We start from the raw sequence: 10,662 nt of genomic DNA, 5'->3' as shown, positions 1-10,662 counted from the left end.
GGGCGCATTGAACCCCGCAGACAATTGAAACAGGTGGCCTGACGGTCGCGGAGGCTATAATGCGCATATTGCTGGTTGATGATAACAATACCAATTTGAAACTGCTGGCCCGCCTGGTCAAGAAAATCGACCATTGCGAGCCCGTGGCCTTTTCAACCCCGGAGGAGGTGCTCTCCGCGCTGCCGGAGCTGGATTTCGATGTTGCCATCATCGATTACCAGATGCCGGTATATAACGGCGTCGAGCTTTACACGGAGATCGTAAGGTTCGAGAAATATGCCCAGGTGCCGGTGGTGTTCATCACCGCCGACAAGGATATGACAACGCGGATGGCGGCGTTGAATGCCGGGGCTATCGACTTCCTGACCAAGCCGGTTAACCCGATCGAATTCCAGGCCCGCATCCACAATATCGTCAGCCTGTCGATTGCCCGTCGTCAGCTGGCGGACCAGGCCGAATGGCTGCGACGCGAAGTGGACAGGGCCGTGGGCGAGTTGCGGCAGCGCGAACAGGAAATCATTGAACGCCTGACGCTGGCAGCCGGCTACAAGGACCCCGATACATCCCGTCACACGCTGCGGGTCGCCGCCTATGCGCAGGCCATCGCCCGTGAAATGGGATTGCCGGAGCAGTTCTGCACCGATCTGAAGCTGGCAGCGCCGATGCATGACATCGGCAAGGTCGCCATGCCCGACACGGTCTTGCTCAAGCAGGGCAGACTGACCGAATCCGAATATCGCCAGATGCAGTCTCATGCCCAGATTGGCAGTGACATTCTCGCCCAGTCTCATTCCTCGCTGCTTCAGCTTGCCGCTGAAATTGCCGCCAGCCACCATGAGCGCTGGGATGGGCAAGGCTATCCCAACCGCCTGGCAGGCGATGCCATTCCCCTGTCCGGCCGGATCGTTTGTATTGCCGATAATTTCGACGCCCTGACCACTGAGCGCCCCTATAAGCCTGCCTGGTCCTATGAGCGGACTGTGGAGCATGTGTTGGCGCGGGCTGGAAGTCAGTTCGACCCGGCTTGCGTTGCCGCATTTGAACGGGCGCTACCGGCAATCCATGAGATTATTGAGGCCGACCGGCGTGAACAGGCCGAGGAAGCAGCCCGAAAGGCCGCTGCCCTGCCGTTGGACAAAATCGCCTGACGGCATTGCCGCGCTTGCCTCCAACGCTGAACATGGTATTTCCAGCATGGATATAGGGCGCAAGCAGTTTGCAGCGCCGCCAAGCCTGATACTCGCCGGAGATCCGCCATGCGCTCGCTTACCATTCGCCGCCCCGATGACTGGCATCTACATCTCCGCGACGGCGCCATGCTGGAAGGTGTGATCGGCGATACCAGCCGGCACTTCGCCCGCGCCATCATCATGCCGAACCTGGTGCCGCCGGTGGTGACGACAGCGGATGCAGAGGCCTATCGGCAGCGCATTCTGGCTGCCGTGCCGAAGGGCGATCGCTTCGAGCCACTGATGACCCTTTACCTGACGGAGCAGACCAGCCCTGATGATGTTGAGGAGGGCAAGACAACCGGACTGATCACCGCGGTGAAGCTCTATCCGGCTGGTGCCACCACCAATTCCCATGGCGGGGTGCGCGATCTCGACAAGGCGATGCCGGTGCTGGAGCGGATGGCGAAAATCGGATTGCCGCTCTGTGTCCATGGTGAAGTCACGACGCCGGAGGTGGATATTTTCGACCGTGAGGCGGTGTTCATCGACACGGTGCTCGATCCACTGCGCCGCCGTCTGCCAGAGTTGAAGGTGACGATGGAACATGTCACCACATCCAACGGGATCGATTATATCCTCAGTGCCGATAGCAATCTGGCAGGCTCCATCACCACCCATCATCTGATCATCAACCGCAATGCCATTCTGGTTGGTGGCATCAGGCCGCATTATTATTGCCTGCCGGTTGCCAAGCGCGAAAGCCATCGCCTTGCCTTGCGCCGCGCTGCGACCTCAGGTGACAGCCGGTTTTTCCTTGGCACGGATTCAGCCCCGCATGTCGATCCTTTGAAGGAATGCGGTTGCGGTTGTGCTGGCATTTATACATCCATCAACACAATGAGCTGCCTTGCCCATGTGTTTGAAGAGGACGAGGCCCTCGACCGGTTGGAAGCCTTTGCCTCGCTCAACGGTCCGGCCTGGTATGGGCTTCAACCAAACGACGAGATGATAACCCTGGTCAGACGTGACGCACCGGTCGCCTTTCCGGCAAAGATTGAAACGGGTGCGGGACCGGTCACCGTTTTCGACCCGATGTTTCCAATCCATTGGGACGTCGAGGCCGCAATACAGGCTTGACCCAATGCGGATCATCCATCAAGTTGACGGTGATGATGGAGTAAGAAAAACTGAAAATTATCCTCCGCGAAGCTCTTTAAGGCGAATATTGGCATAAGAACCTATTCCTGGACTCGGTCCGGGCAGAAACGCGATCTGGGGTATTTCATTTTTTCTTGGGGGCGCCGGGTTCCACCTTATCCCCTCATACTCACGCGTTTCAGGGTAGACATGATGGTGGATTTTAGTTCTTTACTTCTCGCCCTGGGCGTTTCCACACTGTGTCTCCTTTTCACCTTCCTGGGAACATGGATGGCCCGGCGTGAAAACTCCTTCCTGCTCAGTTGGGTTATCGGACTTGCTCTCACCATGGTCGGAATTCTGACCTACGGGCTCTTCACCTCGACCCCCTCCAGAGGTCTTGGCGCGCTTGCCATGTGCTCGATCATCACCGGCTTCTTCATTCTATATGCCGCCGCCAAGCAGTTTCGCACAGGGATTATACCCTTCAAGATGCTGATCGGTGTCTCCTGCATTACCGTCATCGTGCTGAGTGCGGCCTTCCTATCGGGATATGGCGGCATTGGTTTTATCCTGTTCAACGCTGGCACTGCCATCGTGATGTTGGCAATTGCCCATCAATACTGGCTTGGACGGGCGGAATCGCCCGGTGTGCTGTCTGGCATGGCCGTGCTTTACGGAGCCACCAGCCTGTCTTTCCTCGCCTGCGCCCTGGCTTTGATCCAGCGTGGCGAGTGGCGGCTAGCGGTGGCACCGAGCGGATGGGCGGAAGATATAAATATGGCGGTCTGCATTGCTGGCATGAGTGGTATCGGCGCCCTGTCTCTGACCCTGCATCAGGCCCGGATCACTGCCCGGCACCGGCTGGAGGCAATGACCGATGCGTTGACAGGCCTTTGCAATCGCCGGGCGCTGTTCAGTGCACATGGTACCAAAACCTTCCACGAGGATATGGCGATGCTGGTTTTTGACATCGACCGTTTCAAAGCAATCAATGACCGCTATGGCCATGCTGTGGGCGAGGAGGTGATCCGTAATATTGCTGCGGAACTGAAAGCTGCCATTGGTCTTTCCAGCGTTACCCGCCTGGGAGGCGAAGAGTTTGCGGCTGTGCTGGAAAATGCTGCGCCAGGACGGGCAGAGTGGATCGGAGAGCGGATCCGGCGCCAGCTTCAGGATCGCGAAGTCTTGGTGGATGGGGACAGTTTCGTCGCAACGACCAGTGTCGGCATTGCCTATGGCACAGCATCCGGCCTGACCTTCGATGAGATCCTCAACCTGGCGGACAATGCGCTTTACAATGCCAAACGGCTCGGCCGGAACCGGATAGAAACGGCAGTGGTAAACTGGGAGAGTGGCCCATCGGTGGAAGCTGGCAGCGCCTAGAGGTTGTCCGCGAGCTTTCCAGGAAAAATGGAGCTGGGTTTACTGAGGCGGAAAAATACCCCGAAAACAAAGGGCAGTTCGATTGTAAATGACGCGCGCTTATCCCCGGATATATCCTCTGGCCTGCCTTCCAGCTTCCTGCTATGGGCATGGGTGCGTTAAAGCCGCGCGGGTAAAGGCAAGGACATGTCTATCCCGCTGCGGCCTCGCCATGTGATTGCCGGAGCGACTGCGGTCATCCCGGCTGAGCCATTTGCGCAGAAGACAGGAGCACCGATGACCCAGACTTCCTTTTCCGATCCGGCCGTCATGGCGGAATTGCTGGCGAAAATGCTCTGGGAAATCAAGGCCGTGCATTTCAATGCCGCTGAGCCTTACAAGCTGGCTTCCGGCATGCGCAGCCCCGTCTATATCGATTGCCGTAAGCTTCTGTCCTATCCGCGTGTCCGTTCTGCCGTGATGGACTTTGCCGTTGCCACACTGCTGCGCAATGCCGGTTTCGAGCAATTTGACTGCATTGCCGGTGGCGAGACGGCGGGTATTCCTTTTGCCGCGCTGCTGGCTGATCGCTTGGCGCTACCGATGATTTATGTGCGCAAGCAGCCCAAGGGCCATGGCCGTAACGCCCAGATCGAGGGTCATATGCCTGACGGTGCCCGGGTGCTTGTTATCGAAGACCTGACAACGGCAGGCGGCAGCATGTTTACCTTCATCGATGCGGTGCGGGCCGCCGGCGGTGTGGTGGATCACGGGATCGCTTTGTTCTTCTACGGCATCTTCCCGCAAGCCCATCAACGTTTCGAAAATGGCAACGTCAAACTTCATTATATCGCCACCTGGCGCAATGTCCTGACCGTGGCCCGCGACCAGAAATTGTTTGACGACAAGACCCTGTCGGAAGTGGCAGCCTTTCTGGATTCCCCACTCGAATGGTCCGGTCGCAATGGCGGGGTCAATACGCTGGGTTGAAGCTGTCTTGCGAAGATCCGCCAGAGTGACTGGCATTTCTTCGCTTTCTGCTTTAAATCGATTGAAGTTTATCCGAAAGCCCGGTTTGGGAGGCCAGAATGATCCTGTGTTGCGGTGAAGCCCTGATTGACATGTTGCCACGCGAAACGACGTTGGGCGAAAAAGGCTTTTCGCCCTATGCTGGCGGTGCCGTCTTCAACACAGGCATTGCACTTGGACGACTGGGCGTTGCCTCCGGCTTCTTCACCGGCCTTTCCGATGACATGATGGGCGATATCCTGCGTGACACGCTGCGTGCCAGCCATGTGGATTTCAGCTATTGCGCCACCTTGTCGCGACCCACCACCATTGCCTTCGTCAAGCTGGTCGATGGCCATGCCACCTACGCTTTCTACGATGAGAACACCGCAGGTCGGATGATTACCGAGGCGGACCTGCCAGCCCTGGGCGAAGACTGCGAAGCGCTGCATTTCGGTGCTATCAGCCTGATTCCGGAACCCTGCGGCTCGACCTATGAAGCGCTGCTCAACCGCGAACACAAGACCCGGGTGATCTCGCTTGATCCCAATATCCGCCCCGGCTTCATCAAGGACAAGGCCGCCCATATGGCCCGCATCCGCCGCATGGCGGCGCTTTCCGACATCGTCAAGTTTTCCGATGAGGATCTTGCCTGGTTCGGCCTGGAAGGCGACGAAGACACGCTTGCCCGCCACTGGCTGCATCACGGTGCCAAGCTGGTTGTCGTCACCCGCGGTGCCGATGGCGCGGTCGGCTATACAGCCGACCACAAGGTCGAAGTGCCGAGCGAAAAGGTAACGGTGGTCGATACGGTCGGCGCTGGCGATACATTCGATGCAGGTGTTCTCGCCTCGCTGAAAATGCAGAACCTGCTGACCAAGCAACAAGTGGCAAAATTGACAGAAGAGCAGATCGCCAAGGCCTTGGCGCTCGGCTCCAAAGCCGCAGCGGTGACAGTATCGCGAGCCGGTGCCAATCCGCCCTTTGCGCATGAAATCGGGCTTTAGAGTCTGCCAGGGAGACCGGTTTTTACTTTTCCCTGACAAACGCTAGATCACGCCGCCATTGGCGTGGATTGTCTGGCCATTGATCCAGCCTCCCTCGGGGCCGACAAGAAAGGCGACGGCGGCGCCGATCTCCTCTGGCGTTCCGATCCGTTCAAGCGGTGCCAAGCGGGCAAAGGCCTCAATGGCTGCCGGGTTTTTTCCGTCCAGGAACAGGTCCGTTGCCGTCGCACCAGGGGCGATGGCATTGACGGTAATGCTGCGTCCGCGCAATTCCTTGGCGAGGATGCTCGTCATTGTTTCGATGGCGGCTTTTGTGGCGGCATAGATGCTGTAGTTTTCCGCTCGCATCGCCGCAACGCTGCTGGAAATATTGACGATCCGACCGCCCTCGTGCATTCGCCGCGCCGCTTCGCGCATGCCAAAGAAGGTTCCCTTCAGATTGACGGCGATCTGACGCTCGAACATCGCGTCGTCGATATCGACCATCGGCTGACGCACCATGATACCGGCATTGTTCACCAGAATATCGGCGCGGCCAGCCACCACCTCGGCTTTGCCAAACAGGCGCGGAAAGGTCTCGGGATCGGCAATGTCGGCGGCAAGCGCCAGAGCCTTGCCGCCCGAAGCACAAATTTCCTCAGCCAGGGTTTGAGCGCCGTTGCCATCGACATCACTGATGATGACAATGCTGCCGTCGCAGGCTAGCCGTCTGGCAACCGCAGCGCCAATGCCACGCGCGGCTCCGGTGACGATCGCCAGCCTGCGCCCGCTCATGGCCGCCTCAGGACGTCAAGTGGTTCAAGGCAGCCACCAGACCTGCCGTGGACGCATCCTGTCCGTCAGTTCCGGCCTTGCCCTGCACCACCGGCAGCAGGCCGGTTGCCAGTTCCTTGCCCAGTTCCACGCCCCATTGATCGAAGGAATTGATGCCGAACAGGACACCTTCGACAAACACCCGGTGTTCGTAAAGCGCGATCAGGCGTCCGAGCGCGAAAGGGGTCAACTGTTCATAGACAAAGGTGATTGATGGGCGATTGCCGGTAAAGACCCGGTGCGGGGCGATATGATCGGCCTTGGCCTGGTCCATACCGGATTTCAGCAGCTGGCCCTTGGCCTCATCCAGCGTGCGTCCCTTCATCAGCGCTGCCGATTGGGCCAGGCAATTGGCAATCAGCAAATCGTGCTGATGGCGCAGTTCTGGCTCGAAGCCCTTGGCGGCGATCATAAACTCGGCTGGAATCACGCTCGTACCCTGATGGATCAGCTGGTAGAAGGCGTGCTGGCCATTGGTGCCGGGCTCGCCCCAGACCACCGGCCCGGAATTGCCCTTCACCGGGCTGCCATCGATGGTCACGCCCTTGCCGTTGGATTCCATATCGAGTTGCTGGAGATAGGCCGGGAAGCGCGACAGGCGCTGATCGTAGGGCAGGATGGCGCGGGTCGGGTAATCCAGGACGTTGCGATGGTGATAGCCGATAGCGCCCAGCAGCACCGGCAGGTTTTCCCGGAAAGGCGCGGTGCGGAAATGCATATCCATGGCATGGGCACCGGCCAGGAATTCCACGAAATTATCGGCCCCGACGGCAATCATCAGCGGCAGGCCGATGGCCGACCAGATGGAATAACGTCCGCCGACCCAATCCCAGAAGCCGAACACCCGATCGGAACCGATGCCGAAGGCAGCGACTTTTTCAAGCGCGGTCGAAACGGCGGCAAAGTGATCGCCGACGGCATTTTCACCCAGCGCTGATGCAATGAAGGACCGCGCCGTTGCGGCATTGGTCATGGTCTCGATGGTGGTGAAGGTCTTGGAGGCGACGATGAACAGTGTCGTTTCCGGGTCGAGCAGTTTCAGCGTATCGGCGATATGGGCGCCATCGACATTGGAGACGAAATGCAGGCGTGGGCCGTCGTGGAACGGCGCCAGCGCCAGCGTTGCCATGGCAGGGCCGAGATCGGACCCACCAATGCCAATATTGACCACATCGGTGATCTGGAGGCCGGTCGAACCGGTGATCGTACCCTGCCGCAGGCCTTCCGCGAAAGCCGACATGGCGTGCAGTACGGCATTGACATCGGGCATGACATTCTTGCCATCGACCACGACAGGCGTGTTGGCGCGGTTGCGCAGTGCTGTATGCAAGACGGCGCGGCCTTCGGTAAAGTTGATTGCCTCACCGTTGAACATCGCCTCGCGCTTTTCAGCTACGCCAGCTTGCGTGCAGAGCGTCTCCAGCAGGGCCATGATCTCATCATTGATGGCGCATTTGGAGTAATCCATCAGCAGGTCGTCAAAGCGACTGGAAAACCGCTCGAAACGGTTGGGATCGCTTGCAAAAGCGCCGCGAATATCAGTGGCGGCGGTGGCCGCGACGGTGGACTTCAGCTGTTCGATGATAGCGTGCATTCGCATACTCCAATCCAATCACGGACGGGAACCTACTGCATAATTCCCAAAACAGGAATGTTTTAGGGAGAAAAATAATCCGGCAGGCTTAAGGGGTGGCGGCCCTCTCTTCCCCGCAAGACAGAGAAGACCGACGAGGGGGCCGAAAGCCCCTCTCATCCCTGTCTGTCCGGTGTCTTTAAGGCCGCAGATCCTTGCGCAGAATCTTGCCGACGTTGGATTTCGGCAATTCCTCAAGAAAGGCCACATGGCGGGGGCGCTTGTAATTGGTCAGGTTTGCGGCGCAATGGTCCTTAACCTGCTGCTCCGTCAAGCCTGGGTCCTTGCGCACCACAAACAGTTTGACGGCTTCACCGGAATGCGGGTCCGGCACACCGATAGCCGCTGCCTCCAGCACGCCGGGATGCATGACCGCGACTTCCTCGATCTCGTTGGGGTAGACATTGAAACCGGAGACCAGGATCATATCCTTTTTGCGGTCAACAATCTTGGTATAGCCGCGCGCGTCCATGAAGCCCATGTCGCCAGTGCGGAAAAACCCGTCCTCGGTCATCGCCCGCGCCGTTTCTTCCGGTCGCTGCCAGTAGCCGGCCATGACCTGCGGTCCGCGAATGCAGATTTCTCCGACCTCTCCCAAAGCCAGGCTTTCACCCTGTTCATCACGGATATCGACATCGGTGGAGGAAATCGGCATGCCGATGCAGCCGCTGAAGTCCTTGTCGTTCATGCGATTGGCGGTTGCCACCGGCGATGTTTCAGACAGGCCGTAACCCTCGGTGATCGGGCAGCCGGTAATCTGGTGCCACCGTTCGGCAATCGGCCGCTGCACCGACATGCCACCGGCAAAGGTCAGTTGCAGGTGGGAAAAGTCCAGCTTGCGGAAGGCCTCATTATTCATCAGAGCATTGAACAGCGTATTCAAGCCGATGATGACATTGAAATCATACCGGGACAGTTCCTTGGCAAAGCCTGGAATGTCACGCGGATTGGCGATCAGGATATTGTGGCCGCCGCAGGCAATGCCCATCAGGGCGTTCACGGTCAGCGCAAAGATATGATAGAGCGGCAAAGCGCAGATGAAGGTCAGTGTTTCCGGTCTTGGGCGCGTATCGAAAGCGGAACCCAACCAAAACGACATCTGCATCGTATTGGCGATCAGATTGCCATGGGTCAGCACCGCCCCCTTGGAAACGCCTGTCGTACCGCCTGTATATTGCAGAAAGGCGATATCGTTGCGGGAAAGGGTTTCTGGCCGCAATCGGGCTTTTCCACCTGCCGCCAGCACCGATGCGAAGCTTCGGGAATTGGCAATCGACCAGGCTGGCACGAGCTTCTTCACCTTGCGAACGATGAAATTCACCAGATGGCCCTTCAGGCCAAGCATGTCGCCCATGCTGGTGACCACCACGCGGCGTAGCGACACCTTGTCCATCACCGCCTGCACAGTGTGGGCAAAATTCTCCAGCACGAAAATGGCAACCGCGCCGGAATCCTTTAGCTGATGCGCCAGTTCGCGCGGGGTATAGAGCGGATTGACATTGACGACGATCATTCCAGCCTTGAGAATGCCAAACACAATAACCGGATTTTGCAAGACATTGGGCATCATCACGGCGATCCGGTCGCCTTTGCTGAACCCTTCCGCTTGCAGCCAGGCGGCAATTTTCGTCGCCTGCTCGCCGAGTTCCCTGAAGGTCATGGAGCGGCCCATACTGGTGAAGGCCTTGCGGGACGCGTAGGTCACACAATTTTCATCGAACAGTTCAGGCAGCGATTCGTGATCGAGGGGCGGCAGTTCCGCAGGCACCGAGGTGGGATAGGATGCAAGCCAGATTCGGCGAGACTCAAAATTGCCTTCAGGCATGGACAGAGTATTCATTCCTCACTCCCTTTTTCGACAGCCTGTCCCTCCCTCCTCAAGGTGATGACAGTGCGTCCGATATGCACTCCAAATATGGAGCGCTGAACTCCTCGAATGCAAGTCAAACGTTATAATAACTTTGACGTAAACGTCAATTAATTCTCAGGAAAAATAATTTGGCATCCCATTATTCCAAGGCTTGCATATGCCCGGGCCTCGGCACTCTGGACAACAACCTTTTAGCGATCAGTTTCGCATTGAACCAACCTCCCGGTGATGCGTTAGCTCTTATGAAACTTCACGCAAACAAGGAGGAAAGTGTCATGGTCTTCAAACCGGCGAAAACTTTCGGAGAGACCCCTGAAATCGTTGAGGAAAATCCGCCCTTGGCGGAGTTGGAAACGGCAGTGGCCTCTCAGTTGGCGGGCTCTGACGGTATCGATGCCTCTGACATCGAGGTGATATCGATTGGCAATGAAATTTGTTTGCGAGGCCTTGTCTATTCCGAGAGCGAGGTCGATCGGGCGGTTGAGGTGGCGCTTTCAGTCCCGGGTGTTTTCAAGGTTTCCGTAGACCTGGAAATTGTCGAGCGCACGATCCACTGACAGGGATCTCCACACGCGGCGTGTGGATATGTGGCACCACCCCATAAATATAAAGGCCCGGAAAAACCCCGGGCCTTTATCATTTCAGTTGTGATGCGCT

At 57.8% G+C, this 10,662-nt stretch carries 9 protein-coding genes; 6 read left to right on the top strand and 3 right to left on the bottom strand.

The window, feature by feature from the left end:
- The first annotated feature begins 59 nt into the window (after positions 1–59).
- The 5 genes from H1Y61_RS17265 to H1Y61_RS17245 all read left to right on the top strand — a co-directional run bounded on the left by H1Y61_RS17265 (position 60) and on the right by H1Y61_RS17245 (position 5,689).
- Positions 60–1,148: a response regulator gene (locus H1Y61_RS17265; RefSeq protein WP_180573319.1), complete on the top strand. Its 1,089-nt coding sequence runs from the start codon at positions 60–62 to the stop codon at positions 1,146–1,148.
- Positions 1,149–1,256: 108 nt separating this feature from the next.
- Entirely contained in the window at positions 1,257–2,309 is a 1,053-nt protein-coding gene (gene pyrC / locus H1Y61_RS17260) for a dihydroorotase (RefSeq protein ID WP_180573318.1), read from the top strand.
- A gap of 291 nt (positions 2,310–2,600) precedes the next feature.
- The gene (locus H1Y61_RS17255) at positions 2,601–3,695 is read left to right on the top strand and encodes a GGDEF domain-containing protein (RefSeq protein WP_180573317.1); all 1,095 of its coding nucleotides are present in this window, start codon (positions 2,601–2,603) and stop codon (positions 3,693–3,695) included.
- A gap of 276 nt (positions 3,696–3,971) precedes the next feature.
- Positions 3,972–4,664 (top strand): orotate phosphoribosyltransferase, encoded by a 693-nt coding sequence (locus H1Y61_RS17250; protein ID WP_180573316.1) that lies wholly within the window; start codon positions 3,972–3,974, stop codon positions 4,662–4,664.
- Positions 4,665–4,762: 98 nt separating this feature from the next.
- Positions 4,763–5,689 (top strand): carbohydrate kinase family protein, encoded by a 927-nt coding sequence (locus tag H1Y61_RS17245; RefSeq protein WP_180573315.1) that lies wholly within the window; start codon positions 4,763–4,765, stop codon positions 5,687–5,689.
- Between the two features lie 42 nt (positions 5,690–5,731).
- Here the strand turns inward: H1Y61_RS17245 and H1Y61_RS17240 are convergent, their stop codons facing one another.
- The 3 genes from H1Y61_RS17240 to H1Y61_RS17230 form a co-directional block, all read right to left on the bottom strand.
- Complete coding sequence (locus H1Y61_RS17240; RefSeq protein ID WP_180573314.1) at positions 5,732–6,463, bottom strand: SDR family oxidoreductase; 732 nt, start codon at positions 6,461–6,463, stop codon at positions 5,732–5,734.
- A gap of 7 nt (positions 6,464–6,470) precedes the next feature.
- Positions 6,471–8,096, bottom strand: a complete 1,626-nt coding sequence (pgi, locus tag H1Y61_RS17235) for a glucose-6-phosphate isomerase (protein WP_180573313.1) — start codon at positions 8,094–8,096, stop codon at positions 6,471–6,473.
- A gap of 178 nt (positions 8,097–8,274) precedes the next feature.
- Entirely contained in the window at positions 8,275–9,975 is a 1,701-nt protein-coding gene (locus H1Y61_RS17230; protein WP_180573312.1) for a long-chain-fatty-acid--CoA ligase, read from the bottom strand.
- Between the two features lie 305 nt (positions 9,976–10,280).
- Here H1Y61_RS17230 and H1Y61_RS17225 point away from each other — a divergent pair, with 305 nt between their 5' ends.
- Positions 10,281–10,562, top strand: a complete 282-nt coding sequence (locus H1Y61_RS17225) for a BON domain-containing protein (RefSeq protein WP_174109803.1) — start codon at positions 10,281–10,283, stop codon at positions 10,560–10,562.
- Positions 10,563–10,662: the final 100 nt, after the last annotated feature.

It is taken from the genome of Agrobacterium vitis (assembly GCF_013426735.1).
In the GTDB taxonomy this organism is placed as follows: domain Bacteria; phylum Pseudomonadota; class Alphaproteobacteria; order Rhizobiales; family Rhizobiaceae; genus Allorhizobium; species Allorhizobium vitis_D.
Note: the sequence above shows the minus strand (reverse complement) of the source record. Positions and strands in the feature narration are given on the sequence as shown.

Bases quoted from the DNA above. Each gene is read 5' to 3' on its own strand.
- H1Y61_RS17230 (WP_180573312.1), bottom strand. From the start codon at position 9,975: ATGAATACTCTGTCCATGCCTGAAGGCAATTTTGAGTCTCGCCGAATC.
- H1Y61_RS17255 (WP_180573317.1), top strand. From the start codon at position 2,601: ATGGCCCGGCGTGAAAACTCCTTCCTGCTCAGTTGGGTTATCGGACTT.
- H1Y61_RS17250 (WP_180573316.1), top strand. From the start codon at position 3,972: ATGACCCAGACTTCCTTTTCCGATCCGGCCGTCATGGCGGAATTGCTG.
- pgi (WP_180573313.1), bottom strand. From the start codon at position 8,096: ATGCACGCTATCATCGAACAGCTGAAGTCCACCGTCGCGGCCACCGCC.
- H1Y61_RS17245 (WP_180573315.1), top strand. From the start codon at position 4,763: ATGATCCTGTGTTGCGGTGAAGCCCTGATTGACATGTTGCCACGCGAA.
- H1Y61_RS17265 (WP_180573319.1), top strand. From the start codon at position 60: ATGCGCATATTGCTGGTTGATGATAACAATACCAATTTGAAACTGCTG.
- H1Y61_RS17240 (WP_180573314.1), bottom strand. From the start codon at position 6,463: ATGAGCGGGCGCAGGCTGGCGATCGTCACCGGAGCCGCGCGTGGCATT.
- H1Y61_RS17225 (WP_174109803.1), top strand. From the start codon at position 10,281: ATGGTCTTCAAACCGGCGAAAACTTTCGGAGAGACCCCTGAAATCGTT.
- pyrC (WP_180573318.1), top strand. From the start codon at position 1,257: ATGCGCTCGCTTACCATTCGCCGCCCCGATGACTGGCATCTACATCTC.